The organism is Nakamurella sp. A5-74 (assembly GCF_040438885.1).
Taxonomy (GTDB): Bacteria; Actinomycetota; Actinomycetes; order Mycobacteriales; family Nakamurellaceae; genus Nakamurella.
Window position 1 is genome coordinate 1,740,171 of record NZ_CP159218.1, and the last position, 26,526, is coordinate 1,766,696.

24 protein-coding genes and 1 pseudogene are annotated in these 26,526 nt (G+C 65.2%); 13 read left to right on the forward strand and 12 right to left on the reverse strand.

Going from position 1 to position 26,526, the window contains the following annotated elements; all coding sequences use genetic code 11:
* Nucleotides 1-53: 53 nt before the first annotated feature.
* Complete coding sequence (locus ABLG96_RS08005) at nt 54-938, reverse strand: ABC transporter ATP-binding protein (protein ID WP_353650832.1); 885 nt, start codon at nt 936-938, stop codon at nt 54-56.
* Between the two features lie 180 nt (nt 939-1,118).
* Between ABLG96_RS08005 and ABLG96_RS08010 the strand changes: the two genes are divergently transcribed.
* From ABLG96_RS08010 to ABLG96_RS08035, 6 genes are all read left to right on the forward strand, one after another.
* Complete coding sequence (locus ABLG96_RS08010) at nt 1,119-2,270, forward strand: histidine kinase (RefSeq protein ID WP_353650833.1); 1,152 nt, start codon at nt 1,119-1,121, stop codon at nt 2,268-2,270.
* Nucleotides 2,267-2,869: a response regulator transcription factor gene (locus ABLG96_RS08015; protein WP_353650834.1), complete on the forward strand. Its 603-nt coding sequence runs from the start codon at nt 2,267-2,269 to the stop codon at nt 2,867-2,869. The genes ABLG96_RS08010 and ABLG96_RS08015 overlap by 4 nt, the downstream gene beginning before the upstream one ends.
* A gap of 197 nt (nt 2,870-3,066) precedes the next feature.
* The gene (locus ABLG96_RS08020) at nt 3,067-3,558 is read left to right on the forward strand and encodes an FBP domain-containing protein (RefSeq protein WP_353650835.1); all 492 of its coding nucleotides are present in this window, start codon (nt 3,067-3,069) and stop codon (nt 3,556-3,558) included.
* A gap of 209 nt (nt 3,559-3,767) precedes the next feature.
* Nucleotides 3,768-4,340 (forward strand): hypothetical protein, encoded by a 573-nt coding sequence (locus ABLG96_RS08025; protein WP_353650836.1) that lies wholly within the window; start codon nt 3,768-3,770, stop codon nt 4,338-4,340.
* Between the two features lie 689 nt (nt 4,341-5,029).
* Nucleotides 5,030-6,319, forward strand: coding sequence for an IS256 family transposase (locus tag ABLG96_RS08030; protein WP_353650837.1), 1,290 nt, complete (start codon nt 5,030-5,032; stop codon nt 6,317-6,319).
* Between the two features lie 429 nt (nt 6,320-6,748).
* Nucleotides 6,749-8,080, forward strand: a complete 1,332-nt coding sequence (locus tag ABLG96_RS08035) for an alpha/beta hydrolase (protein WP_353650838.1) — start codon at nt 6,749-6,751, stop codon at nt 8,078-8,080.
* A gap of 133 nt (nt 8,081-8,213) precedes the next feature.
* On the opposite strand, the gene ABLG96_RS08040 is transcribed toward ABLG96_RS08035, so the two are convergent.
* Nucleotides 8,214-9,374, reverse strand: a complete 1,161-nt coding sequence (locus ABLG96_RS08040; RefSeq protein WP_353649592.1) for an ISAs1 family transposase — start codon at nt 9,372-9,374, stop codon at nt 8,214-8,216.
* A gap of 376 nt (nt 9,375-9,750) precedes the next feature.
* Between ABLG96_RS08040 and ABLG96_RS08045 the strand changes: the two genes are divergently transcribed.
* The gene (locus tag ABLG96_RS08045) at nt 9,751-10,530 is read left to right on the forward strand and encodes an IS3 family transposase (RefSeq protein ID WP_353650839.1); all 780 of its coding nucleotides are present in this window, start codon (nt 9,751-9,753) and stop codon (nt 10,528-10,530) included.
* A gap of 12 nt (nt 10,531-10,542) precedes the next feature.
* On the opposite strand, the gene ABLG96_RS08050 is transcribed toward ABLG96_RS08045, so the two are convergent.
* The 6 genes from ABLG96_RS08050 to ABLG96_RS08075 form a co-directional block, all read right to left on the reverse strand.
* Nucleotides 10,543-11,346, reverse strand: coding sequence for a MerR family transcriptional regulator (locus tag ABLG96_RS08050; RefSeq protein ID WP_353650840.1), 804 nt, complete (start codon nt 11,344-11,346; stop codon nt 10,543-10,545).
* Nucleotides 11,343-12,581, reverse strand: coding sequence for an MFS transporter (locus tag ABLG96_RS08055; RefSeq protein ID WP_353650841.1), 1,239 nt, complete (start codon nt 12,579-12,581; stop codon nt 11,343-11,345). Before ABLG96_RS08055 ends, ABLG96_RS08050 begins: the two co-directional genes overlap by 4 nt.
* Before the next feature lie 927 nt (nt 12,582-13,508).
* Nucleotides 13,509-15,536 (reverse strand): glycoside hydrolase family 2 TIM barrel-domain containing protein, encoded by a 2,028-nt coding sequence (locus tag ABLG96_RS08060; protein WP_353650842.1) that lies wholly within the window; start codon nt 15,534-15,536, stop codon nt 13,509-13,511.
* Nucleotides 15,537-15,572: 36 nt separating this feature from the next.
* Nucleotides 15,573-16,484 carry a carbohydrate ABC transporter permease gene (locus ABLG96_RS08065; protein WP_353650843.1) on the reverse strand — a complete coding sequence of 304 codons (912 nt, stop codon included), beginning with the start codon at nt 16,482-16,484 and terminating at the stop codon, nt 15,573-15,575.
* Between the two features lie 6 nt (nt 16,485-16,490).
* Complete coding sequence (locus ABLG96_RS08070; RefSeq protein WP_353650844.1) at nt 16,491-17,408, reverse strand: sugar ABC transporter permease; 918 nt, start codon at nt 17,406-17,408, stop codon at nt 16,491-16,493.
* A 29-nt stretch (nt 17,409-17,437) separates the two neighbouring features.
* The gene (locus tag ABLG96_RS08075) at nt 17,438-18,820 is read right to left on the reverse strand and encodes an extracellular solute-binding protein (protein WP_353650845.1); all 1,383 of its coding nucleotides are present in this window, start codon (nt 18,818-18,820) and stop codon (nt 17,438-17,440) included.
* A gap of 133 nt (nt 18,821-18,953) precedes the next feature.
* Here ABLG96_RS08075 and ABLG96_RS08080 point away from each other — a divergent pair, with 133 nt between their 5' ends.
* Nucleotides 18,954-19,958, forward strand: coding sequence for a substrate-binding domain-containing protein (locus ABLG96_RS08080; RefSeq protein ID WP_353650846.1), 1,005 nt, complete (start codon nt 18,954-18,956; stop codon nt 19,956-19,958).
* Nucleotides 19,959-20,093: 135 nt separating this feature from the next.
* Here the strand turns inward: ABLG96_RS08080 and ABLG96_RS08085 are convergent, their stop codons facing one another.
* Nucleotides 20,094-20,423: an epoxide hydrolase N-terminal domain-containing protein gene (locus ABLG96_RS08085; RefSeq protein ID WP_353651428.1), complete on the reverse strand. Its 330-nt coding sequence runs from the start codon at nt 20,421-20,423 to the stop codon at nt 20,094-20,096.
* A gap of 212 nt (nt 20,424-20,635) precedes the next feature.
* Entirely contained in the window at nt 20,636-21,421 is a 786-nt protein-coding gene (locus ABLG96_RS08090; RefSeq protein WP_353650847.1) for a helix-turn-helix transcriptional regulator, read from the reverse strand.
* A 123-nt stretch (nt 21,422-21,544) separates the two neighbouring features.
* Between ABLG96_RS08090 and ABLG96_RS08095 the strand changes: the two genes are divergently transcribed.
* The 3 genes and pseudogenes from ABLG96_RS08095 to ABLG96_RS08105 all read left to right on the forward strand — a co-directional run bounded on the left by ABLG96_RS08095 (nt 21,545) and on the right by ABLG96_RS08105 (nt 22,832).
* Nucleotides 21,545-21,898 carry a nuclear transport factor 2 family protein gene (locus tag ABLG96_RS08095; RefSeq protein WP_353650848.1) on the forward strand — a complete coding sequence of 118 codons (354 nt, stop codon included), beginning with the start codon at nt 21,545-21,547 and terminating at the stop codon, nt 21,896-21,898.
* Nucleotides 21,895-22,274 (forward strand): annotated as a pseudogene (locus ABLG96_RS08100) (DUF1330 domain-containing protein). The gene ABLG96_RS08095 and the pseudogene ABLG96_RS08100 overlap by 4 nt, the downstream one beginning before the upstream one ends.
* A 264-nt stretch (nt 22,275-22,538) precedes the next feature.
* A complete protein-coding gene (locus tag ABLG96_RS08105; RefSeq protein WP_353650849.1) occupies nt 22,539-22,832 on the forward strand; it encodes a DUF1330 domain-containing protein in 294 nt (97 codons plus the stop codon).
* A 198-nt stretch (nt 22,833-23,030) separates the two neighbouring features.
* Here ABLG96_RS08105 and ABLG96_RS08110 read toward each other — a convergent pair whose 3' ends face one another.
* Nucleotides 23,031-23,330 carry a hypothetical protein gene (locus tag ABLG96_RS08110; RefSeq protein ID WP_353650850.1) on the reverse strand — a complete coding sequence of 100 codons (300 nt, stop codon included), beginning with the start codon at nt 23,328-23,330 and terminating at the stop codon, nt 23,031-23,033.
* An 816-nt stretch (nt 23,331-24,146) separates the two neighbouring features.
* Between ABLG96_RS08110 and ABLG96_RS08115 the strand changes: the two genes are divergently transcribed.
* Nucleotides 24,147-25,436: an IS256 family transposase gene (locus ABLG96_RS08115; RefSeq protein WP_353650837.1), complete on the forward strand. Its 1,290-nt coding sequence runs from the start codon at nt 24,147-24,149 to the stop codon at nt 25,434-25,436.
* Here ABLG96_RS08115 and ABLG96_RS08120 read toward each other — a convergent pair.
* A complete protein-coding gene (locus ABLG96_RS08120) occupies nt 25,410-25,676 on the reverse strand; it encodes a GNAT family N-acetyltransferase (protein WP_353651429.1) in 267 nt (88 codons plus the stop codon). The two genes, ABLG96_RS08115 and ABLG96_RS08120, sit on opposite strands and share 27 nt — an antisense overlap.
* 219 nt (nt 25,677-25,895) lie before the next feature.
* On the opposite strand from ABLG96_RS08120, the gene ABLG96_RS08125 reads away from it, so the two are divergent.
* Nucleotides 25,896-26,495, forward strand: a complete 600-nt coding sequence (locus ABLG96_RS08125; protein ID WP_353650851.1) for an HAD family phosphatase — start codon at nt 25,896-25,898, stop codon at nt 26,493-26,495.
* The last annotated feature ends 31 nt before the right edge of the window (nt 26,496-26,526 follow it).

Consider the following 26,526-nt stretch of genomic DNA (forward strand, 5'->3'; position numbering starts at 1 on the left):
AGTCCCTTTCTCGGACGGTTCCGTGGGGTGGGGCCGGGATGTCCCGGGATGTGTCAGTGGGTGCCGATGGCTCGGAACACGTCATCGAGTCCGGTGGGACCCGCGCTGAGGTCGGGCAGGTCCACGGTGTGCTCCTGCGCCCAGCAGAGCAACGTGTACAGGTCCCGTTGCAGATCGAAGGTCTCGACGAGGGTCTTTCCGTCGGGACCGCGGGTGGCCTGCAGGGGCGGGGTCGGCGCCGTGGGCGGCAGGGTGAAATGGATGGCGGCGGGCAGGGTCTGCGTCAACTCGTTGACGGTCCCCTCCCGGTGGAACACACCGTCGTGCATCAGTCCGATGCGATCGGCCCGCTGTTGCGCTTCCTCGAGGTAGTGCGTGGTGAGGACGATCGTGGATCCGCGCTCGCGCAGCTTCTCCACTGCTCTCCACAGGTCGTCACGGGCCTGGATGTCCAGGCCGGTAGTCGGCTCGTCCAGGAACACCAGCTCCGGGGTGCCGTACACGGCGGTGGCGAAATCCAGCCTTCGCTTCTCGCCACCGGAGAGCTGCGCGACCTTCGTGCCGGCTTTGCGGGTCAGGTCGATGATGCCCAGAACGCGGCCGACGGTGTCCGTCCGGCCGCTGAGGCTGCCGATGAGACCGATCGATTCCTTCACAGTGAGATCCGGCGCGAATCCACTCTCCTGCAGCATGATTCCCATCTTTCGACGGACAGCTCTGCGGTCGGTGGGATCCTGTCCGAAGACCCGCACCGTGCCTGAGGTGGCGACGCGGTGTCCCTCGATGGTCTCCAGGGTCGAGGTCTTGCCCGCACCGTTGGTACCGAGCAGTGCGTAGAGTTCGCCGGGCTGCACCTGGAGGGACAGATCCTTGACGGCATGGAATTCGCCGTACCGGATGTTGAGACGTTCGACGTCAATCACGGGTGTGGTGGTCATCGACCAATCCCATCGGCGCGGACCGGTTCCCGGCAGTGGGGCTACGTCAGCACTCCACCGTGACATTCCTGCGACGGGTGTATGACGCAGTGTCACTGGTGCCGCAGGAGCACCCCCCGGATACTGAGGCTCTGACCGCCCCGTCCGATGCAGATCCGATCCTCAGGAGAGTGACACGCCATGCCCGAGATTTCCGATCACTCCGAGGTGCAGCCGCAGGCGCGGTTGCGCAGGCTCAATCTCGTCATGATGCTGCCTGCCGTGGTCATCGGTGGTCTGGTGGCGGTGGCTGTCGATGCCCACTCCTGGGGGCAGGGCGCCATTCTCGGGCTGGGCGTCGTGGCAGGAGTGGTCGCCTTCGAACGCTGGACAGCGGGACAATTGCAGCGGGTCGCGCCCGCTTGTCTGCTCGTCGCCGCAGCGGTGTGGGTGTACGGCGCGCTGATGGCAGGCAGCACCACGGCGTTCTTCGGCATCATGATGGTGGGAACCCTGATGGTCCCCGAGTTGCCGCGCCATCGGGCGCTGGCCGCGACAGGACTGGTCGCCTTCGTCGCCGCGACAGGACTGGCGCGGGCGATGGTGACACCGGACGCCCTGTCCGATGTGCTGCTTCCCTATGTGGTCCTCCCGGCGGGAATCGTCGCTGTCGTGGCCGGATTGATGTTTCCCAACAAGCGGTTCTACGACGTCGTCGCCGATCTCGAGGTTGCCAGGGCCCGCGAGGCAGAGCTCGCCGTGGCCAGGGAGCGCATCCGCTTTGCCAGTGACCTGCACGATATCCAGGGCCACACCCTGCACGTGGTGAAGCTCAAGATCGCGCTGGCGCAGAAACTTCTGCACAGCGACATCGGGCGGGTGGAGAGCGAACTGCGCGAGGTCTACACCCTGGTCGGCGACACGATCAACCAGACCAAGGACCTCGCCCACGCCCAACGGCGACTCAACCTCTCCGCTGAGCTGGAGAATGCGAAGAACCTCTTCGAGGCCGCCGGCATTCGCGTGGATGTCGACCGCGAATCCGTCGAGATCGATGCGCGGGCGGGGGAGTGGCTCGGTCAGGTGCTCCGAGAGACGACCACCAACATCCTGCGGCACGCACAGGCCACCCACGTGCGGATCAGCCTGTCGGAGTCGGGGATCATCATCGTCAACGACGGAGCCCAAGAAACTCAGCTGCCCGAGTTGCGTGGGCTCGCTGCGCTCCGTGAACGAGTGGCCGGCAACTGCGGCGAGATGACGGTGACGCAGGGGCACGGGAAGTTCCGCACCGCAGCGTCCTTCCCCCGCGCGCCCGCGGACACCGTCCCGAGCAGCGGACGGGCCCGGTGATCACCGTCGTGCTGGCCGACGACGAGGCACTGCTGCGGACGGCGCTGGCAGCGTTGCTCCCCCTGGAGGGAGAAATCACCGTGCTCGCCGAAGCAGCGGAAGGCGCGGGGGCCGTCGAGGCCACCATGCGGTGCCGGCCCGATGTGCTCGTCATCGACCTGGAGATGCCCGGTGTCGACGGGCTCGGTGCCGTAGCCGCGATCCGACGTGACCTGCCGGACCAGGTGATTCTGATGCTCACCCGCCACGCCAAGCCCGGTGTGCTGCGTAAGGCGCTGAAGCTCGGAGTGCAGGGGTTCGTCAGCAAGTCTGCCGACCCCGCTCACATCACCCACGTCATCCGGACTCTGCACAGTGGAAGACGCTGGATCGATCCCGACGTTTCCGCCCTGGCGCTCGTCGACGACTGCCCGCTCACCGACCGGGAGCTCGACGTGCTCAGGGTGACCGGCGAAGGGTTCTCGGCGAGCGACATTGCCATCCAGCTGCACCTGGCAGAGGGGACCGTCCGCAACTACCTGTCCACCGCGATGCAGAAGACACAGACCCGGACCCGGCACGAGGCCGCGCGTTATGCACGTGAACACGACTGGCTCTGAGTCGGCGGCTCACAGTTCGCCGTCGTGGGACTCAGTGGTCAGGGCTCACCGATCTGGGGTCGCATGCCGTCCAGAACACCGACTGCGCCGCACACCGAGGACAGTGCATTCGGGTCATCATCATCCACCTTTGCTCGGGCAATTTAATCGATGCACACCGGTGCAAGCCGACGTGATGGAAGACTGGGACAAGAGACATGAATTCTTTGACCGTTGAGCAGATTCGCTCGTCGTTCGTCAATTGCTCGAAGGGCGAATCGAAACGCCTCAGGCTGCCGGCCGATCTGGAATCCACACCTTGGGACGATCTCGATTTCCTGGGTTGGGCAGATCCACAATCGTCTCATCGTCACTACATCGTGACCGCGATCGATGGAGCTCCCGTCGGGATCGTGCTGCGATCAGGTTCGTCGGCGACCCGTAAGGCCTCAATGTGCAACGTATGTTTGACAACGCATCCAGGCGGTAATGTCACCTTGATGGTGGCGCCACTTGCTGGCGCTGCCGGGCGTCTGGGGAATACCGCCGGCATATTCTTGTGCACCGATCTGCAGTGCTCACTCTATTTGCGAGGGTTGAAGAAGCCACCGCTTGCGACACGAGTCAAAGACACTCAGGACCCGGTCGAACAGATCCTCCGACTACAGGAGCGGCTGAACCGGTTTGTGATGAGGATCGGTAATTCCTGAGCAGAATGCACAGCTGTGGATGTGCTGCGCGACCCTACACGCGGTGCCGCTGTCGTCGTAGGCGTCGGCAGAGTTTTTTGGACCGAGCAAGAAGCTATCCGTTCCCCGGAGGAGGCAAGAACTTGTTCAAGAGATGGCGGGAGAGTCAGGTAACGAAGCGCATCAAGCCTGGGGATGGTCGCGCCCTCAGAGGATTCCGCTGGTGGCAGATGCCGACCCGCGCGCTGTTCCATCTCAGGATGCCGGACGACAACACCGGATGGGCGGACTACGCAGTCGATATTCCGCGCAAGCGCAAGCGTGATCCGGGCACAGGCCGCGCCATGATCGCCCATGTGTATCTCGGTGGCACGCACGTGGCGCAGTCCAAACTCCCGGCCAGGTTTCCCGTTCATGGCGGCACCATCGAAGTTGCGACCAGCCGCTACGGCTTGAAACGGTGCCACTATGTAGAAATCGGCGGCCGAGAACTACAACTCACTCCGGACCCCAGATCTGCCGAGGGCAAGCGATCCCACTTCGGTCGTGAGCACCCTGGCCTGAGCCGGATGATCGGGATGTTGTCGATGACCCTGCTCATCATCGGTGTGATCCTGCTGATCTTCCAGCTCGTCGGGCCGCTCTCCGCGATACCGCTGGTCGCCGAAAAGATCGGGACCATTGAGTCGCCTGTTCATCTTCCCTGGTGGCTCAACTTCGCCCTCGGCCTGGGGGCTGCTGCCGGTGCTCTGGAACGGGGGCTCAGGCTGCGCCACAGCTGGCTCGACAGCGCCGGAACCTGATCTCCGGGACTCGAGAGCACTTCGCGTGGGCATCAGATAAAGGGAATGACGGCAGTGAATATTATCTCAAGGGTAGGTTCGTTGGCGGCGGGAGGCTGGGTCCTCCTTCTTCTACTGGACGGACGCGCGTCGGAACGAGCCACTCCTGATCCCTCGGCTTGAGCGAAAGGCCTCGGCGGGCGCAGGCCCATCTCATTCATCGGCTCCGCCGCTCTGAGAACCGATTCGTGCACGTCCAAGTTTGCCTGGAGCACGATAGTTTCAAGATGGCCGGGACGTCCCCCACGTCCCCGAGGTCGGGTGACCACCAACTTTTCGTCCGACGTGAGCGAACCCGGCATGCCGACCACCGAACCGCCCACCCCACAGCGGTGAATAAGCGCACCTGACGCCTGCCACCGGACCCGGCCTGGAAATCGCCCACGACGAGTCCACCGAGGCCAAGGTGAACTGTGATCAGACGTGGTTCGCGTCTGTGCTCTGGATACGTCACGAACCCGCAGTCCTCAAGAGCGAGGCAAGAAGCAGTCACCGACACGCATCACGGCGGCGGCAGGAGCAATGATCGGAACCTGTGGATGGCCCTCGGCGGGGTGACGCGAAGGAGCGCACCTTCCCGAGGATGATCTGAAGCCCAAACAAGTCTGATCAGAGCCGGCGTTGGCGCGCTGGTTCGGGAAGGTACGCCCATGCTCAAGGTAGTCCACGAGGAGAACGAGACCAACGCTCATGGCCCGGTCGGTGTTGGCGGGTCGCTGCTGGATGAGGTGGTCCGGGACGGGGCGCGGGCGATGCTCGCGGCCGCGTTGCAGGCCGAGGTCGCCGCCTACATCGACGCGTTCGCCGATCAGCTCGACCAGGACGGCCACCGGCTGGTGGTCCGCAACGGGTACCACGCCGCTCGGGAGGTGACCACGGCGGCGGGCGCGGTGCCGGTACGGGCGCCGCGGGTCAACGACAAGCGCACCGATGCAGCCACCGGTGAGCGGGCCCGGTTCTCCTCAGCGATCCTGCCGGCCTGGGCGCGGAAGTCTCCGAAGGTGGCCGAGGTGCTGCCGCTGCTGTACCTGCACGGGCTCTCGAGCAGCGACTTCGGGCCCGCGTTGGAGCAGTTCCTCGGCTCGGGTGCGGGGCTCTCGGCCCCGACGATCACCCGGCTGACGACGCAGTGGCAAGACGAGGCACGCTCGTTCAGCCAGCGGTCGCTGGCGGGCACCGACTACGTGTACATGTGGGTCGACGGGATCCACCTGAAGGTCCGCCTGACCCAGGACAAGGTGTGCCTGCTGGTGATGATCGGGGTCCGCGCCGACGGCACCAAGGAGCTCATCGCCCTCGCCGATGGTCACCGCGAGTCATCCGAGTCGTGGGCCGATCTGCTGCGCGACTGCAAACGCCGCGGGATGAGCCCGCCGGTGCTTGCCGCTGGTGACGGGGCGCTCGGGTTCTGGAAAGCCGTCCGGGAGGTGTTCCCCGCAACCCGGGAGCAGCGTTGCTGGTTCCACAAGATCGCCAACGTGCTCAACTGCCTACCGAAGTCGGCCCAGCCCGGCGCGAAGGCCGCCCTGGCGCAGATCTGGCAGGCCGAAGACAAAGACCACGCCGCCAAGGCCGCCAAGGCGTTCGCGGCCGAGTACGGCACGAAGTGGCCCAAGGCGGCCACGAAGATCACCGAGGACCTGGACGTGCTGCTCGCGTTCTTCGACTACCCGGCCGAGCACTGGATCCACCTACGCACCACGAACCCGATCGAGTCGACCTTCGCCACCGTCAGGTTGCGTCAACGCGTCACCAAGGGCCCCGGCTCGCGGGCTGCCGGCATCGCGATGGCGTTCAAGCTGATCGAGTCAGCCCAAGCCCGGTGGCGCGCCGTGAACGCACCTCACCTGGTCGCGCTCGTCCGGGCCGGTGCCACATTCGAGAAAGGCAAACTCGTCGAACGACCCGACGACTCAAACGACGAACGCCTCGTCTCGTGACACACCAATCCACAGGTCTTGACTATTCCTCCGGCGGCAGCCATGCCGCTGCCAAGCCGGAAGAGCCGTCAACCACGGCCGGGCGGGAGTGACGCAGTGTCATGCGTCCGTGTGACACAGCGGCACTGCCGGTCGAAGGCAGAAACAAGTGAACTGGTCAGCATGCCAAATGAAATCCAACGGAAACGCATACTTCGCGGAATCGCGCCCCTGGTGAGTCTGACAGTGTTGCTGGCAGGGTGCAGCGGAGCGACACCAGCAGCCGAGGCCACCAGCGCGACCGGCCATACTGCTGGTACCCAATCAAGCCATGGGGCAGCTTCTGCCGGCGCAGATGCGGAGCTCGCGAAATTCACAGCGCAGACACTCGACTTCACAGGTTGCGAACCGGGCGTCGCGGACCCGACGAAGGTTGCGTCTGAATGCGCGATGCTGAAAGTCCCGCTCGACTACGCGAACCCCGCCGGCACAGTGATCGAGCTCGGTGTGCTTCGTGTAGTGGCAACGGGGAGCGACCCCATTGGTTCACTCGTGGTCAATCCTGGAGGGCCCGGTGGAGCCGGAACTGAGTTTGCTGTTCAGGTCGCTCAGGCTTGGGGGAACAATTCAGCACGTGAGCGATTCGACCTGATCGGGCTGGATCCGAGAGGCGTCGGCGAGTCCCGGCCCACCATCGATTGCTATACCGACAAACAACGCGACGATGACCCAATCGTCTCGGGAATCCCGGCGGGCGCACTCACCTGGACGGCAGAAACCGCGCGGACGATGCTGCAGCAGTGTGCAGCCGGTTCGGGAGGCGCCGAGGCGCTCGCGCACTTCGGCACCAAGGATGCTGCTCGTGACCTTGATGTTCTGCGTGCCGCGCTCGGCGACGACAAGCTTTCGTTCCTCGGGGTGAGCTACGGCACGCGGCTCGGCGCCATCTACGCAGAAATGTTCCCGGGCAGGGTAAGGGCTTTGGTGCTTGACGGCGCGGAAGACCCACGCAAAGACCTCAAGCAACGGCAATTGCAGCTGTTCGGGGGCCTGCAGCGTTCATTCGAGCAACTCGCCAAGTTCTGTGCGCATGAACCCGAATGTCCTCTCGGCGACAACCCCGCTCAGGCTACGCCAGCCTTGCAGAAGTTACTCCGGCCGCTCGTCAAGACGCCGATGCGAGCCTCCGATGGAAGGACGGTGACGTTCTACACAGCCATTCAAGGTGTCATCGTCGGGCTCTATGCCCAGGAGGCCTGGCCAGCTGTCATCGCATCTTTGGCCGCCTTCAAGAAGGGAAACGTCGACATGCTCCTGGCATTGCGAGATGCCTACAATACGCGCTCAGCCGCGGGCGCCTATACCAACGCGGCCGAGGCAACGCTGGCGATCAACTGCCTGGATGAACGACAGCTGACAGTTGACGAGGCAACAAACTTGGTGAACGAGACCAATGAGGTGGCTCCCTTCTTGGATCCGGGAATCGACGTCAAGACACACTACGGTTGCGAAGGGTGGTCTACGGCCTCGACTCTCGATTTTCCATACGCCACCAATATCGATGGCCTGCCCGAGACGCTCGTCGTCTCCGTGACGGGTGACGGGCTCACTCCCCACGAGGGCGGTATCGCCCTTGCGGACACACTGGGCGCGCGTTTGCTCACCGTCGACGGCGAGCAGCACGGCGCAACGATCGCGGGCAACCCGTGCATTGATGACATCGTTGCGAATTATTTGGTAAACCTCAAACTGCCAGACTTAGCTACCCGCTGTGCACTCTGAGCCATAGTTATCGAAAGGTCCATAATTCGGCTAATCACAATCCATGGTGGAGTCGGGGTCTGCGCCCGCCGGACTCCGGCAATGATCTGGCGATGTAGTGGGGTTGACCCCAGGGCTCCGGCAAAGTCGTGTTTCAGCTGGTCAGGAGTAGTTTGAGGGGTCGGATCGGTTGTCGTGCTTGGTGTCTGAGTGCGGCTGCGATGTTGGTGGCACCGGCGAGGCGGAGCAGGTTGATGGCCAGGTTCCGCAGGGTGGCCATGACCTGAGGACCGGCTGCGGTGCGGGTCTGGGAGTGGTCTTCGCTGAAGGTGACATCCCGTACCCAGTGCAGGCTGTTCTCGATGCCCCAGTGACCTTTCAACCATCCGGCAAGTTGGGTGGGCTGGGCTTGTTCGGCGGGCAGCGACGTGACCGCGTACACAGTTTCGCTGCGCCACTTCTTGCTGTTGATCAAGCGACGCCGGCGGATGATCTGGATGGCTTGCGCGGCGTGTGGGAACAGGATCCCGGCCTTCACCGTGACGACTTTGATGGATCGTTTCTCGATCCGTCCGTGGCCTCGGTCGTGTTGGGTCGCTCCGATGTTCACGCCTGTCCAGGGCAGCGCGGCGAGCTGCGCCCGCAGCTTCGGCTGGTTGCCTTTCACGGTGAACAGGTAGTGCGCGCCGCGCTGCTCGATCAGGTAGCGGGCGTGCTCGGCCTGGCAGTGCAACGCATCCGCGGTGACCAACACACCGAGCAGATCGATGCTGTCCAGAAGCGTTGCGAACAAGGGGATCTCATTGGTCTTCACTGCCACATCGAGTTGTCCCAACACCATCCTGGATCCGTGTCCCAGCGCCGCGAGCAGATGTCGGCAACGCCGGTCGGGGGTCGCTGAGCCGCGCACCGATTTACCGTCGATCGCGATCACCCGCCGTCCCCGGCTAGCTGGTTCCCGCAGCTGCGCCCATGCCCCGAGCAGCCGATCCAGACCGTCACCGTGCAGCTGTTGCAGCGTGCGGCGGATCGTCGATTCCGACGGCGGCCCATCACTGACACCGACCCTGGCGAGCAGCCCGGGCGATGTTGCCGCCACCCATTCCGCGACCGCGGCGAACGAGCGGGCACCCGTCACGACAGCGCACGCAGCGACCGCCAGGATCACTGACAGCCGGTGCCGTATCCCGCGTGCACTGCGCGGGTCAGGAACCGAGTCGAACACCGCCATCAACGCCGCAGGTGCCGCGGGAACATCCAACAACTCGTACTCGTCGAAGGGATCGACGGCAGCGAACATGGGTGATGATGGCATCGGGCGTGGTCCTTCGCGGTGAACTGGGCGGCTAGAGACCTTCAGGTCACCACGAAGGCCACGCCCACCCGCCACAACCACCCGACCGGCGTGTCGCGGACCCATAACCGCAGGTCAAGAAATCACAGAACGACTTTGCCGGGGCCCTGGGGTTGACCCCGTTCGGTGGACATCCTGATGGTCAGGTAACTCTGGCCTGGGAGGATGCGTGTCGGGGTGCCAAGAGGAAGTCGTACTGGTCTCGGTGCTCGGTGGGACGTCGTCGCCACCCGCAGTACCGCACGGAAGCTGCTCATCTGGTGATCGATTCGGGCCGCCGGAATGCGGAGGTGGCCCGGGAGATCGGTTCCGTCAACAGCTGCTGGGTAGTGAGACCGTGTCACGCAGGACGGTTTCGAAGTTGGCGCGCAGCAACGGGATTCGGCGTATCAGCCCGGGGCCGTGGGTGCCGGTGACCGCGATCGCCGATGAGGTGCCGCACACCATCCCAGACCTCGTGGAGCGCCACTTCGACCGCGGTGAGCCGAACAGGGTGTGGACCTCGGACATCACGTATCTGGCCACGAGTGAGGGCTGGTTGTATCTGTGCGCGGTCCGCGACGGCTGCTCACGCCGGGTGCTGAGGTACGCCTTCGCCGATCGCTTGCACACCGATGTCGTGGAGTCGGCGATGCGTCGTGTGGTGATGTTCCGGGATCCGGCGACCGGGTCGACGTTCAGGACGACCTTCCACGCCGACCGCGGCTGCCAGTGCACATCCGATCAGCTGCATCGGGTGGCGAAGGAAGTGGATGTTCGGTTGTCCGTCGGACGGACAGGGGTCTGCTGGGACAACGCGCAGCAGGAATCAGTCTGGTCGTCGCTGAAGACGGAGTTGTACCGAAGGCACCAGTTCACGACCCGCCGGGATGCGATCTGGGCTGTGACCACCTGGATCGAGGACATCTACAACCGTCGCCGGCGGCACTCAGCGCTCGGCCAGATCAGCCCCGTAGAGTTCGAAACCCGTCACATCAACGCGGCCGTCAAAGCCGCATGGATCGATGTCCACGAAACGGGGTCAACCCCAGATCCGCTGCTGCCCCCGGAAAGCAGCGCAGCCGAAGCACTGATCGACCCACAGGTGAACTCGCGCGGCGGTGGAGCCCGGCGCTGATGACTTCCGTTGTCAGCGGCCGGGTTCGGTGGCTCGTCCGGCATCCGGGTCGTCATCGATGAGCGCCTGGAGGCGGTCCCCGAAAACTCGCAGCACCGCAGCTTGAGCGGTGCTGAGGCGCGGGTCGCTGTGGATCTCCAGCACCTTCCGGGCGGCGGCCCGTCGAATCTTCTGGCCGCTGCTGCTGGTGAGGAAGTCGACCAGGTGGTTCCCGAGCAGTGTCAGGAGTTCATCGACGACCGAGACGACCTCGGCAGCGGACGTATCCGGTTCCAGATCCTTGTAGCGATGGGCAACGGAGCTCAGTGCGCCGGCCCGGTCGGCCCTCTGCAGTGCCGCGCTGAGTGACAACAGGTCGGATTCATGGGTGTCACCGGTGAGGCCCGCGACGACGAGGAACGCATCGCGTTCGAGATCGGCGAGGTTGCTCCCGGCAGCGCCGACGAGGGCGGCGAGCGTGTCGAGACCGCGCGGGAGGTCGGGCCGGTGTTGCTGCGCACGCAGCTGTGCGATGACTGCGCGCTGGTCCCGCAGCTCGGCGATCCGGGCCGCGAGTCCGCGATCCAATTCGTCGAGCAGGACATCGCTGCGCTCGACCTCGTCGTCGAGGAATGCCGGGACCTGGTCGAGGGTCACGCCGAGCGCAACCAGTCGCCTGATCCGAAGCAGGGTTCCTACGTTCGCGAGGGTGTAGTGGCGGTAGTTGTTCGAGCCCCGGTGGGGCTCGGGCAGGATCCCGATCTGGTGATAGTGCCGCAGGGTCCGTACCGAGACCCCCGCGAGCTCGGCAATCTCCTTGCTGCGCATGGCGTTCATTTCACCACTGTCTCCAGCTCCTGCGGTTCGAGGTCGCGCAGGGACGGCACGAGGACGGCAGCCACGACGGTCACGACCCAGACTGCCAGTATCAGGATGCCGGCTGTGCCGAGCGAGGCGTGTTCGACGGCCAGCGCGGCGCCGAGCACACCGAGGGACGGTGCAGCGGTCACGATGGCGTTCTGCGTGCCGGTGACACGCCCGCGCAGCTGATCGGGGATCCGCTCCGTCATCAGCACACCGATCACGGTGCTCACCACTCCGCCGGTCAGACCCAGTACGACGGCGCCGCCCAGAATCCACCACAGCGGCGGTAGCAGGCAGATCGTCGTGATCCCGGCTACAGAGACCAGAAGCCCAGTGACCAGCCAGGTGCGACGACTGATCGACGCGCCTACCGCCGCGTAGAGAGCCGACCCGACGAGCAAGCCGGCAGCCAGCGCGCTCAGGACCAACCCGAGCCGGGCCTCCTGGCCCTGCTCGGTGAAGTACACCGGGAGCAGCAACCCCTGGATCGCGGTGAGAACCGTGACCAGCGCCAGGTTGAGGATGGTGGTGCTCAACAGGAATGGACTGCGGCGGAACAACAGCGACCAGCCCTCACGCAAGTGCGCCAACGCCTCACGTGGCGAGCCGCCCCGTTGTTCGCCCGAGATCTTGCCGACCTCCCGCGGCAGTAGAAGCGTCACCGAGGCAGCCAGGCAGGACGTGCCGGCCGTGACCCACAGGGCGCCGGACCCGCCCACAATGACCACCAACCCCGCAGCCATGGCTGGGCCGACCAGCATCACCAGCGCGCCGGTACTCTCCCTCAACGCGACCAACCGGCCGACGTTCCTGCCCTCGTGCCGTGCCACGTCGGGCAGCAGCGCCTCGCGCGCTGTCAGACCGGGAACGTCGCCGAACGACCCGATGATCCCGAACAGCACGAACCATCCGAGCGACAGCCCGCAGATCTGATCGACCAACGGCAGCGCTGCGATGGCGGCGGCAGAGATCAGATCGGCCGCGATCGAGACGGAGCGTCGATGAACCCGGTCGACCACCCCGCCCATGAACACCCCCGCCAGAACAGCCGGCAGCACCGTAGCTGCGGCCACCAGGCCCGCGTCGAGCGCACTGCCGGTAGTCAGGAGCACCACGAGCGGCAGCACCACCGCTGCTATGGAGTTACCGAGCATTGAGAGCCCGTACGAGGTGAGGAAGACTGTGGAGGTGGTGATTTTTTTGGCCATGTGTACAGCAGAAACTATGACGCTGCGTCGGGCTCAAGCCCACGGTCAGCACTGAGCCGCGATTGAACCATCCGCGATTGGCCCAGCCGCGTACTTCACGTCCTCGAAGCGGTCAGAACGATGATTGGGTCTGCTGCACGGACGGGTGACATCTGAGGTGGCTGGTTCCCGTGCCGCAATCGACGGCACGCCGGGTGCAGCATGCGCGGGCCACTACGAATCTGTCCCCGTCGCGGCAGCTGACGGCATCTCGCTGACCCGGACCTGGGTATCGAAGTGAGGCTCGGGTGGAGCCGGTGTTGGTCGCTGGTTGAGGAATCAGCCGTGCAGTAAGCCGACGCGGCGCAGGGCGTCGGGACTGGTGGACACTTGCGGCATGAGCGCCGGCACCGGGAACCCAGCAGCATGTAAAGGGCGCCCGACCGGGCCCATCACGGCACGTCAGCTAGGGGTGAAGGCAGGTTTTCAACCAGAAACAGACGTATTGGATAGTTGACGACTGGCGGGTCTTCACTAGATGGGTCTGGTCCACGAACTGATGGTAGGTGGCTGGCCGCTTCGTGGAGCGGGGAGTGACGGCACACCTGGCGCAGCGACTCGCCCGCTGGAACGAGCTGCCTCCGTCCGTGGCGAAGCGAGCCCAGCTCGCAATGCGGTGTGGCGAAGTTGTTGGACCGGTCACTCACGCTGTCAGCTATCTCCGTCCCGGCCTCCCTTCGCGGTTGTTCTGGATGACGAGCACCTCGCGACCGTCCAACACAAAGTCGTGCCGCGGTTCTGTCGACTGCCCCATCGCCCTACCACGGTCTCGTGGCATGTGCAGAGAGATGGCGCTCGGCACGGCATGCGAATGTTGAGCCGTCCGGCACCGGTTACGACGGCAGACGACAAGTGGGCCAATGACTTTCGAGACCGAAGATCTCATACTCACCTAGGGGTAGGTCTCCCGCCGCGCCGGTTGGGTGGCTCGATCACGCCTGCGTCCAGGAACGTCCGGGTGTTGCTGTCCTGGAGCCAGATGTGCAGACGGGCGGGGCCACTCGGAGCAGGCACGACGACCTGGATGGGCCCACTGACCTGGAATGGCCGCACCGGGTGCGGTAGCGGCGCGCTCTTGTCGGCTTCGCGAGGTGGCAGTGGTGAGCCAGCTGGCCCCCACGCCGCGCACAACACACCGCTCAGTGGGGTGGGCCCGTGGTGGGAGATCCTGATGTCCAGCTCAAGGGGTCCGGTGGGAACAGGGATGTCGGCTCCGGCCGCTGCGGGGATGACATCCATGATGATGACGGTGTCGGCGTTGGTGGTGGCCGGATCGAGACCGCCCAGGTCCTTGGGGCGGCGATCCGCATCGACGATGCCGGCCATCTCGTGTTCGACGTCGGTCAGTTCGGTGTAGACGTAGCCCGCGAACCGGTCGTGTCGGCGCATTTCCTGTGTCTGCCAACGGATGTGCCACGCCCGTTCCAGGCTGGTGAACCCGGCACCGAACTCGCTGTTGAGGATGGGAACGCCGCTGCGGGGGAAGGTGTCGTTGCCGTAGAGGGATTTGTCGACGGCGAAGTCGGGTCCCAGGAGCACCTCGAAGCTCTCGGCTTCGCCGGAGGCGAGAGCGGTCAGGTTGTTGGCCCATTTCTGGGGGTCGACGTCGTAGTAGTGCCAGTCGACAAGATCCGTCTTGATGTGTGCCCAGCCGGAGTTCTCCACGATGGGTCGGGTGTCATCGAGTTGGTGGAGGGTGTCGTAGGCGTGGGCGGCTGCTGCGGCGCGTTCGTGGCTGCCGGGGATGTCCCAATCGAGACCCCATTCCTCGTTGTACAGGCCCCATACGATGATGCTGGGATGGTTGCCGTCGCGTTCGACCATCTCGGGGATCATGGCTTCCACTGCGGCGGCGGATGCCGGGGTGTAGCGGCTGGGGCCTGGTGGTTCGGCCCAGACGAGCATGCCGAGCCGGTCGGCGTGGTGCAGCCAGCGGGGTTCCTCGAACTTGATGTGCTTGCGCGAGAGGTTGAATCCGAATTCCCGGGCGAGTTCGAGGTCCCGGACGAGAGCTTGCTCATCGGGTGCGGTGATGCCGGTTTCGGGCCAGTAGCCCTGGTCGAGCACGCCGCGGATGTAGAGCCGCTGCCCGTTCAGGTACAGCTGCTCACCGCGGGTCTCGATGTGCCGCAGCCCCGCGGTGGCCAGGACACGATCAGCTGCTGCGCCTTCGCCGACGGTGAATTGCACGGTGTAGAGGTGCGGATCGTCGGGTGACCACAGGCGCGGCTGATCCAGTTCGATGCGGCCGGCGAAGTGTCCTGCCCGGTCAGCGGTCAAGGCGATGATGTGCCCATCGACTTGGGCGAACACCACAGCTTCCGCGGGCGCGTCACCGGTGAGTACGCCGGTGATGTCGAATCCGGTGAGCGAGTCACCGCGAATGGATGCGGATCGGATGTAGGTGCGTCCAGGGCTTTCGAGCCAGACGCTCTGCCAGATGCCGGAGCTGGGGGTGAAGGAGCACCCGTCGAAGTCGTTGCGGGGGATGGACCTTTGCTTGCCGTGGGGGATGAAGCGTTTGTCTGCGGGTGCGTCGACCTCCACGGTCAACTCAGCCGGGGCGCCCAGCCGGAGCACGTCGGTGACGTCGAAGGAGAAGGAGGTGTAGCCGCCGGTGTGAGTGCCGACGAGCTCCCCGTCGAGATAGACGGTGGCGCGGTGGTGGACGGCACCGAAGTGAAGCAGGATGCGCCTGTCTCGCCATTCCGACGGTGCGACGACGACGCGATGGTAGGCGGCCTGCTCAAGCCAGGTGCGGCGGACGGTGGAGGCTGCCGTCTCCCACGCGAAGGGGACGACGATGCTGGTCGGTTCGCCGCCGGTGGGGCTGAACTCCCAGGTGCCGTTCAGAGACAGCCACCGGTAGGAGCGGTCGAAGTCGGGGCGGGGGTATTCCGGCCTGGGAATGGGCACGGCAGGTGGTCCTTTCGGAAGACGATGCACAGGGATTCAGCCCTTGACGCTGCCGGCGAGGATGCCGGCGATGAACTGCTTCTGCAGGGCGATGAACAGGATGAGGAGAGGGACGAGGGCCAGCGAACTGGCGGCGAGGAGCTCGCCGGTGACAGTGGCGTAATCAGCGCCGACCTTGTTGCCACTGATGTTCTGCGCCAGTGTCGACAGCACGACCTGCAAGGTGGCCATCTTGCTGGAACTGGCGGCGACGACGGGCCAGACGAAGTCGTTGTAGATGTTCATGATCGTCAGGACGGCGAGGCCGGCCAGGCCGGGTCTGATGATGGGCAGCACCACGCGCCAAAAGATGGCGAACTCACCGCAGCCGTCGACCCTGGAGGCGTCCAGCAGTTCGTCGGGCACGGAGGAGATGACCTGACGCATCCAGAAGATCGCGAACGCATCCACGGATCCGGGCAGTATCAGCGCCTGGTAGGTGTTGATCCAGCCGAGCTGCTTCATCTCCAGCAGCAGCGGGATGATCAGCACGATGGTCGGGAGCATCAGGGTCAACAGCACGGCCCCGAAGATCAGGTTCTTGCCACGGAATCGGTACTTGGCAAAGGCGTATCCGGCCAGCGGCGCGAAGAACAGTGTGAGGCTGCCCTTGATGAGCAGCACGATGCCGGTGTTCAGGAACCCGGTACCGATGGGGACGTCGCGCAGCATGCCGGTGAAGTTGTCCAGGGTGAACGTGCCGGGGTTGAAACCCAGAGGGTCACGAATGATGTCGGCCGCCGGCTTGAACGCCGACAGCAGCGCCCAGACGACGGGGAACAGGAATCCGACCGTCATCAGCAGCAGGAAGACGTTCTGGACGATGAGCGGTTTCGACCGGGGTCCGGTGGCGCAGGGGGCGGTTGCGGGGGCCGCTGCCTTGGTGGCCGTGGGGACGGTGGAGGTCATGGCGGGTCAGTCCTTCGCCCGGAGCAGCCGTACGAATCCCAGCGACAGGATCATCACCAGGACGACGAGCAGGAACGAGTTGGCGGCGCCGGTGCCGAGGTCGGCTCGGGTGATGTGGTTGTACAGGTACAGACCTGCCGTGGTGGTCGATCCGTAAGGGCCGCCCTTGGTGACGACGAACGGTTCGGCGAACATCTGGAACACCGCCAGCGTCTGCAGCACGACCGCGAACATCAGGGTGCGGCGCAGCAGCGGCACGGTGATGCTCCACAGTTGCCGGCTGCGACTTGCCCCGTCGATGTCCGCGGCCTCGTAGACGTTCGTGTCAATGGCCTGCAACCCGGACAACGTGATGATGACGATGAAACCAGTGGTCTTCCACAGGAACAGCAGCGCGAGGGTCGGTTTGGCCCAGCCGGTGCTGACCAACCAGCCGATGTTCGGCAGCCCGAGCAGCCCGAGCAGATCGTTGACGGCGCCGTAGTTCTGGTCGAACAGCACGATCCAGATCTGCGCCACGGCGACCAGGGGTGTCACGAACGGCACGATGAACGCTATGCGGTAGAAGCTGCGGAGGCGAAGCTTGGCGTTGTTCAGCAGGACGGCGATGACGACGGCCAACGCGATCTGCACTGGCACGATGAGGAGCCACAGAACACCGGAGTTGCCCAATGACGCCCAGAACGCGGCGTTGCCGAGCAGGTAGGTGTAGTTGTCCAGGCCGATGAACTCAGCGGCCCCCACTCCGTGCCAGTTGGTGAAGCTCAGCTGGAGCGTGAACAGCAGCGGGTAGACGCTGAAGCCGAGGAAGACCAGCACGAACGGCGCCGTGAACAGATACGGGGCCAGTGCTTTTCGGGTGTGGTGGCCACCCCGGGTCCGTGTGGTGGCGACGCGGACCCGGGGGGCAGTCAGGGAGCTCATGAGTCTTGAGGATTCCGCAGCTGCCGCTGCTACTTGCGGTCGATGAGGTTGGCCTGGATGTCCTTGGCGGATGTGTCGATGACCTGCTGCGGTGTCATCGTTCCGTCCAGCATCTTCTGGATGTTGTTGCCGAGGTAGTCGACGGCCCCGGCCCACCACGACGGAATGGGAGCTCCCGCGGGAATCTGCTCACCCGCCTCGACAGCCGTGGCCCACAGGTCCTGGTTGCCCATCTCCTTGATCGGCTTGAACAGCGCCTTGTCCGGGTTCGCTGCCGGCTGGTAGGCCGGGATGGAGGTGTTGAGGCCGCCGGGGTAGACGTCGTTGGGCCCGTAGACGGCGGTGTAGCCGGCCTCGTCGAACATCATGAACTCGTAGAACAGCCACGCCAGCTGAGAGTTCTTGCCGGCCTTCGGCAGCACGAAGGATGATCCGCCCATCGCACCGCTGCGAGCGCCGCCGTCCTTCCAGGCGGGCAGGGGCATCGCGCGCCAGTCGCCCTTGGTCTTGGTGAGCTGCTGCTGCGGGGCGAAGTCGAACCAGATCGCCCAGGGGTAGAAGACCTGTTCACCGGAATCGAGTGCGCCGATGTCGGAGGGACTCAGGTATTCCGCGCGGGTGCCCAGGCCCTGCTTCTGCACAGTGTCGAGCCAGGTGAGGATCTGGGTGTACTCGGGCGAATTCAGCCGCAGCTCACCCTTGTCGTCGGCCAGGCTGGTGCCGAGCTGACTGGCGAACATCTCCAGTTGCAGCTGGCCGAGGAACGCACTCTGTTCGAGGTGGATGGGCTTGGAGCCGGGCTTGTACTGCTGGTACTTCTTGGCCGCTGCGGTCAAGTCGTCGTAAGTCTTGATCTGTCCCGGGTCGATGCCGGCGGCCTTGAGGGCGGTGGCGTTGTAGAAAAGCAGACCCGGATCGAGATCGAACGGGACGCCGTAGATCCCGCCGTTGACGGTGTTGACCGCCACCTTCTGGGGAGCGATGTCCGCCTGGTAGGGCTTCAGCACATCACTGAGGTTCCAGAGATAGTCGGCGTAGCCGCCGACCTTGGCGTCGTCGAGGAACACCCCGTCCGGGACGTCGGTGCCGGTGATGAGCGTGTTCTGCAGCTTGGCGTCGATGTCGACGGCCTGGTGGTTGACCTTGATGTCCGGGTACTTCTTGTTGAAGTCCGCGATCACCGAATCGAACACCTTGTACAGGTCTCCGGAGCGGTCCCAGATGGTGATCTCGCCCTTCGGCGACGTCTTGTCCGGCGCTTGCAGTGCGGTGGGCGCCGCCCCAGCAGAACCAGAGGATGAACCGGTGTCGCCACCTGGCGCGCAGGCAGTCACGGCAATCGCCACCATGCCGGCAAGACCCAGGCTCAGAAGGCGGGACGCGTGGCGCCGTCGCCGTGAATTCAGGTGCATGACACTCCTTTGTGTGTGCGCTCGTCGGATCGGGGACGACCTACCAACGCGTTTGCAACGTAGGCAAACCATAGCTCAGCTTGCCGACGTTGCAAAGGCTAGACTGGGAGGAATTTCGACCAGGGGAGACTCGATGGCTACGACGCTCCGCGACGTTGCCGATCGCGCACGGGTGTCCGTGCGATCGGTGTCCAATGTGGTGACCGGCTTCCAGCATGTGAGCCCGCGCATGCGGGAGCGGGTCGAGAAGGCCATCGCCGAGCTGGACTACCGCCCGAACCCCGTAGCACGGACCCTACGCACCGGTCGTACCGGCCTGTTGATGCTCGTGGTCCCCGAGATCGACGTGCCCTACTTCAGCCAACTCGCCCGGGATGTGATCGTGGCCGCGGGGGAGCAGGGGTACCGGGTGATGATCGACCAGACCGGCCACGATCACGACCGGGAACGGGCACTGCTGCGAGCGGGTGACCCGAGCATGCTGGTCGACGGCATGCTGTTCGCACCGCTGGCGACCCAGGAGGAGCTGGACGGAATCAGATCCGCATCGACGCATCCGCTGGTGCTGCTCGGGGAACACAGCTTCGATGGCCGCTTCGACCACGTCGCCGTCGACAACGTTCAAGCAGCATTCGACGCCACCCGACATCTGCTGGATTCCGGCAGGACCAGGATCGCCGCCATCGGTGCCCAGCCCAAGCTGGGCTACACCACTCCGTTGCAGCGCACCGAGGGATTCGTCCGTGCGATGCAAGAAGCAGATCTGGGCGCGACCGCCGACCTGATCAGATCAGCCCCCCGCTACGGCCGTGCTGACGGCTACACCGCTGCTGGAGAACTGCTCGCTGCTCACCCCGAGCTCGACGCGATCTTCTGCTACTCCGACTTGCTCGCGATCGGCGCGATCAGAGCGATCTTTGATGCGGGCCGCTCCGTTCCGGACGACATCGCCGTGATCGGCGTCGACGACATCGAAGAAGGCCGCTTCGCCCGGCCTGCCCTCAGCACGGTGTCTCTGGACACCGCGTTCATCGCCGAGCAGGCGGTCCGGCGCATCGCCGCCCGGATCGACGATCCCGACACTGCTGCCCAGGAAGTCATCGCCCCGCACCGCGTGCTGGCGCGGGAGAGCTCTTGAAACTCCAAGTCGGCTAACCCTTGCGCTCGCCCTGCGGCAGGCGGACTTGCTCTGAACCGCTGGCCTCACCTCAGCCTCATGAGAGCAGCCGCTGGTTCTGTTTGGCAGGATCGACGGCATGCAGCGACCGGCAGGTCAGCACTCATTCAGCCTGGTCCTCTTCGTCCCGTTTGAGGAGGAGAGACCTAGTGTCAGATCGAGCGCCCGTTGGTTCGCCGGCGGCTGGACTGCTGATGGGACGTCGTGCCCGGCCGTGTGAACCCAGGGCAGCGCTCTGATGCGCGCCTCGACACTCCGCCAGTCATAGGTCTGCGCCCAGGTCCGGATCAGGCCGTCGAAATAACCCATTTCGACAGCGTCCACTCGTCCGCCCGAGGTAGACCGATGCGGTGCACGTCGTGGATGCGAGCGGTGAGGTCCTCTGACACGGCGTCCGGATCCATCGACAATGCGGATCCCACTGATGCCATTGTCAGCGCACCATCTTCAACACGTCACGCACCAAGCGACGCGCGTCACTGCGCTCGACCGGTAGTGGGAACACCACCCGGTGGTACAAGCAAGGGTTCGTGCCGTCCGGGGTCACGCACGGCGACGGGGAAGATGTCTGGCACCTGCGTCCGAATCCGACAGAAGTGCTGCAGGACAGCTGATCCGGCGCACGGTGCAGAGCCCGTTCAGGTCCCCTGGGTCAGCACCTGGGCGGTCCGCGCATCCGCGGGGTGGAACGTCTCCACGGTCAGCTCGTCGACGGTGACGTCCTCGGCTGTCGAGACCCGTGAGGTGAGGCTGAACAGTGAGAGTTCGTGGTCGCCGTGCCGTAGCCGCAGCGGCACGACGACCTGGTGCGCGGGAGGCGAGGCGAGATCGCGTGTTCCCGGCCAGGACAGGACTTCGTCCTGCAGCTGCACCAGGCGGGGGTCGCCGGTGCTCTCCACGCGGCTGGCCAGCTGCTCGAGCAAGTGTGCACGCCACGGGCCGGGATCGATCATCCGACGTGTCAGCCCGGCCGGGTGCAGCGAAAGTCGGAGGGCATTGACGGGGGGCTGCAGCAGCGCGGGGTCGCAGCCCGCTGTGAGGACGTCGACGGCGTCGTTCGCATCGACGATGTCCCACCACCTGTCGAGCAGGACAGCCGGGAAGGGTCGATGGGCATCCAGCACGCCGCGGAGGGCATCAGCCACCCGTACCAGATCGGGATGATCGAGATCCCGCTCGTCGTGCGCCGGGGCGTAGCCGCCCGCCAACAATGCTGCGTTGCGTTCCCGCAACGGCAGGTCCAGTTGCTCGGTGAGCCTGCTGATCATCTCCGGCGACGGACGCGACCGCCCCGTCTCGATGTACGACAGATGTCTGGTGGACACTTCCACCCGCACCGACAACTCCAGCTGACTCAGTCGCCGCCGGACCCGCCAGTCCCGCAACAGCTGACCAATGGGCTGATCCCTCATCGTCTGGGTCACGACGCCGACCTTAGCCACCGTCGGGTCGCCGCTCCATGACCCCACAGGTCATCGACACGCAGCCGGGTGCTCGCCGAAGCTCGGAGGTGTTCACCGAACTCACCGATCATCGGAGTACCCACCATGACTGACATCGCCACCCGCTACCTCGCCTGCTGGAACGCCGAGCCGGCCGAACGCAGCCGACTCGTCGAGGAGACATTCACCCCGACCGTCCGGTACGTCGACCCGATGGCCGACGTGGCCGGCCACGACGGTCTGTCAGCGACGATCAGCGCTGTGCGACAACAGTTTCCGGACCTCGCCTTCCACCAGATCGGGCAGTCCGATCACCACCACCACCTGACCCGCTTCGCATGGGGCCTCGGGCCGGCCGGTGGGGAGCCCGTCATCGAGGGGTTCGACGTGGTGACCACCGCGGACGACGGCCGGGTCGAATCGGTGCTGGGCTTCCTCGACCGGGTTCCGGCCCAGTGACGGCGCCGACCCACAGCTACGCCGTCGGCGTGCTGAGCGAGGTGGATCCCGGCCCGGAGATCACCGCGTACCTGGAGGCCATCGACAGCACCCTGGCCCCGTTCGGCGCCCGGTTCCTCATTCACGGTGCACGGCCGGATGTTCGGGAAGGATCATGGTCGTCTGATCTCGTGGTGATTTCCTTCCCGATCCTGACGGTGCGCGGCTCTGGTACGAATCAGACGGCTACTGCCGGATTGCGCCGCTGCGGTCCCGGCACAGCATCAGCACCATCGCACTGTTCGTCGGGGTGGACGCAAGCCACCGGGCCACCGACATCCTGGGCCAGGAGTGCTTGGTACAGCCCGGCCCGCGCTCCGGACGCGCAGCCCGGTGATGGAACCGGACACCCAGATCGAGGCAAAGGTATACCGACTGCGCTCTTTCCTGATGATGCGCGACATGGACAGTGCCGATCTGAGCACCCCGAAGTCGAATGTGCGTCGTTGCTCCAAGGTGTCAGGCCGCGGCAGCGCGCACGGTCCCCTGCGGCCGATCTGACCGCTGCGCCGCGTTCTGTCCCGGACTTGCCTGGCACTGGTCTCCGGCCGGCATTCCTCATCGACGACGACATGCACTGTCATCCCACACTGGAGGTTCCGTGCCCAAGGGCTATTGGATCAGCGCCTATCGCACCATTTCAGACCCTGAGAAGCTCGCTGCTTACAACAAACTGGCTGCTCCCGCCGTCAAGGCCGGGGGCGGTCAAACCTTGGTCCGTGGCGGTCGGGTCGTGGCGCATGACGCCGGAATCGCCGAGCGCACCGTCCTGATCGAGTTCGACAGCATCGAGCAGGCCGTCGCGGCGCGCGAGAGTGCGACCTACCAAGAGGCGCTGAGCATCCTCTCCGACGGCGTCGAGCGCGATTTCCGCATCGTCGAAGGCACTGACTGACCGAGCGCCGCGACCCCCTGGTTGGTTCAGCTGGTCGGCGTCGAGCGCTCTCCGGGGACGGGTCCGCGACGATTGCCTCAACATTGCCACTGACTCGGACCTGCACGGGAGCCGACGCGTGTCGCAAGCTGGAGCGAGAACGGGCCTTCGCCCGACCCAAGCACGATCGGAGCTCGAGCCGGATGCGAACCGGGTGGGTCAGCCCTGGTGCCGACCGGTTCCGGTCCGGGTGCCCGCGAGCAGGCCGGGTAGGTCGTAGCCGGCGCGCTCGAACCGGTCTGGGTGCGGGGGATAGCCCTGGGCCCGAACGAGTTTCCCGTCGACGCTGGTGAATATGTCCGCGGCCTCGACGACACCTGATTCGACCCGCCCGGGCAGTGCGACGATCTCGCGGATGCGTCGGGATCCGTCGTGCTCCATCCCGATCTGCACCACCAGGTCGATCGATGCTGCGACGGTCGGCACGACGAAGAGACGTCTTGGGTAGTTGACGACCATCAGCTCGGTCCACACGCGCAGCTAGGGGCGGCGCTCCTGTGCTGCGACGGCACCAGGCGTGGGGAGGGGCCTGCAAGATAAGAAGGAGCCATGCCGTCATCGTTGGCGGCTTCCCGTCTCATCTGAGGATCCCTACCAGAGACGGTGGGGGCTTGCAGCGGGTGGCGCGCTCGGCGCCGTCTTCCCGTTCGTGGTCCCGGTGGCGATGTGGGGGTCGCAGCGTGCGGTGCGCAGTGCTGGGCCGTTCCGCCATGGGCTGTCAGTTCGGAAACCCGAGAACGGCCGCCGCGCTGCGGCACCGATCCGGAGTGGTGAGAACGTCCACCGAGTCGACAGTCTGATCGATGGCTCCAGGTAGTGCAGCCGGAGCGTTGATGTCACTCGACCGTGAGCCCACTCGCTCGATGAGGCCACACACATCCGGATCGGCGACGACTTCGAGGAGGGCCTCAGTGAAGCGATCTCCTCCGAAGACTCTGATGTCCCGGTCATGAAACTGCCTCGGCTCCGGATTTACTGATCTGGCGAGACCGAGACCATTGGTGGCGATCCCGAGCTCTCTTTGCGCGGAGCACAGTGCCTGTTCTCGCCTGCGCCACGAGCCGGCGCGCAGGGCCTCGTCAAGATGCGGGCCCACGGCGTTGGCCAACGCAAGTTGTTTGAACGCTGTGCCGAGCCACTTGGAGCAATGATCGGAACCTGTGGATGGCCCTCGGCGGGGTGACGCGAAGGAGCGCACCTTCCCGAGGATGATCTGAAGCCCAAACAAGTCTGATCAGAGCCGGCGTTGGCGCGCTGGTTCGGGAAGGTACGCCCATGCTCAAGGTAGTCCACGAGGAGAACGAGACCAACGCTCATGGCCCGGTCGGTGTTGGCGGGTCGCTGCTGGATGAGGTGGTCCGGGACGGGGCGCGGGCGATGCTCGCGGCCGCGTTGCAGGCCGAGGTCGCCGCCTACATCGACGCGTTCGCCGATCAGCTCGACCAGGACGGCCACCGGCTGGTGGTCCGCAACGGGTACCACGCCGCTCGGGAGGTGACCACGGCGGCGGGCGCGGTGCCGGTACGGGCGCCGCGGGTCAACGACAAGCGCACCGATGCAGCCACCGGTGAGCGGGCCCGGTTCTCCTCAGCGATCCTGCCGGCCTGGGCGCGGAAGTCTCCGAAGGTGGCCGAGGTGCTGCCGCTGCTGTACCTGCACGGGCTCTCGAGCAGCGACTTCGGGCCCGCGTTGGAGCAGTTCCTCGGCTCGGGTGCGGGGCTCTCGGCCCCGACGATCACCCGGCTGACGACGCAGTGGCAAGACGAGGCACGCTCGTTCAGCCAGCGGTCGCTGGCGGGCACCGACTACGTGTACATGTGGGTCGACGGGATCCACCTGAAGGTCCGCCTGACCCAGGACAAGGTGTGCCTGCTGGTGATGATCGGGGTCCGCGCCGACGGCACCAAGGAGCTCATCGCCCTCGCCGATGGTCACCGCGAGTCATCCGAGTCGTGGGCCGATCTGCTGCGCGACTGCAAACGCCGCGGGATGAGCCCGCCGGTGCTTGCCGCTGGTGACGGGGCGCTCGGGTTCTGGAAAGCCGTCCGGGAGGTGTTCCCCGCAACCCGGGAGCAGCGTTGCTGGTTCCACAAGATCGCCAACGTGCTCAACTGCCTACCGAAGTCGGCCCAGCCCGGCGCGAAGGCCGCCCTGGCGCAGATCTGGCAGGCCGAAGACAAAGACCACGCCGCCAAGGCCGCCAAGGCGTTCGCGGCCGAGTACGGCACGAAGTGGCCCAAGGCGGCCACGAAGATCACCGAGGACCTGGACGTGCTGCTCGCGTTCTTCGACTACCCGGCCGAGCACTGGATCCACCTACGCACCACGAACCCGATCGAGTCGACCTTCGCCACCGTCAGGTTGCGTCAACGCGTCACCAAGGGCCCCGGCTCGCGGGCTGCCGGCATCGCGATGGCGTTCAAGCTGATCGAGTCAGCCCAAGCCCGGTGGCGCGCCGTGAACGCACCTCACCTGGTCGCGCTCGTCCGGGCCGGTGCCACATTCGAGAAAGGCAAACTCGTCGAACGACCCGACGACTCAAACGACGAACGCCTCGTCTCGTGACACACCAATCCACAGGTCTTGACTATTCCTCGTGGACCACGCTGCCCGGGCGTCAGCTACCCAGTGTTCTGCCTCCTGGTAGGTCATCGACCGTGCGTGCCACCGCTGGATCTCAGGCTCCTGGTACGCCGAGACCAGAGCGGGAACGTCGTCCCTGACCCAAGGACGCAACAGGACCGCCCCGGTGACGAGGGTCGGCTGGTCCGTGCTCGACAGGGACCCCGGCGCGACAGTCGGCATGACGAGTGAAGGCACACCGAAATCATCGCAGCAAATGCCCGTCAGACCATCTGGGTCGTCTCAACCGAAGATCGGCATCTGAGACGGTCTCTGTGCGCGACCAAGGCGCTGTGGGACATACGCGTAGCGGTCAGCGGTCGCCTGTCAGTCCGCCGGCTGGCGGATCGACCGCTGGGTGGTGAGTTGCTCCGTCGGTAGGTGGCGGAGAGGATGGCGTGCATGATCAGGGCTGTCGTGCTCGACCTCGACGGAGTCATCCGACGCTTCGACACTGAGATCGGCGGCGAGATCGAGCGGCGTCACACCCTGGACCTTGGACTGTTGGGTCGCGAGGCGTTCGCCGAGCCTGACCTGGCGGAGGCGACGACCGGTCGCATCACCAGGGCCGAATGGATCCGGCGCATCGGTCGGCGGATCGGGAATCCCGCGGCAGCGGACGACTGGGGCTCTCAGCAGGCTCGAGTCGACTGGGAGTTGCTCGATCTTGTCGGCGACCTGCGAGCGGCGGGTCTTCTGTGCGCTGTGTTGACCAACGGCACCGATACGATCCCGCAGGAATTGGCAAGCCTCGGTGTGAGTGAGCGCGTCGATCGGGTGTTCAATTCGGCGTCGATCGGGTTCATCAAGCCGGATCAGCGGGTGTTCGAGCATGTCATCGCCGACCTGGGACTCCCGCCTTCCGAGGTCTTCTTCACCGATGACTCGCCGCGCAATCTCGTTGCCGCGCAGTCGTTAGGCATGCACACCCACCACTACCGAGATCTTCCGGGACTGCGTCGTGCCCTCCTCGCTGCTGGAGTAACGCGAGGCGTTCTCTGATCGGCAACACCTCACCTCTGAACGATCGTCC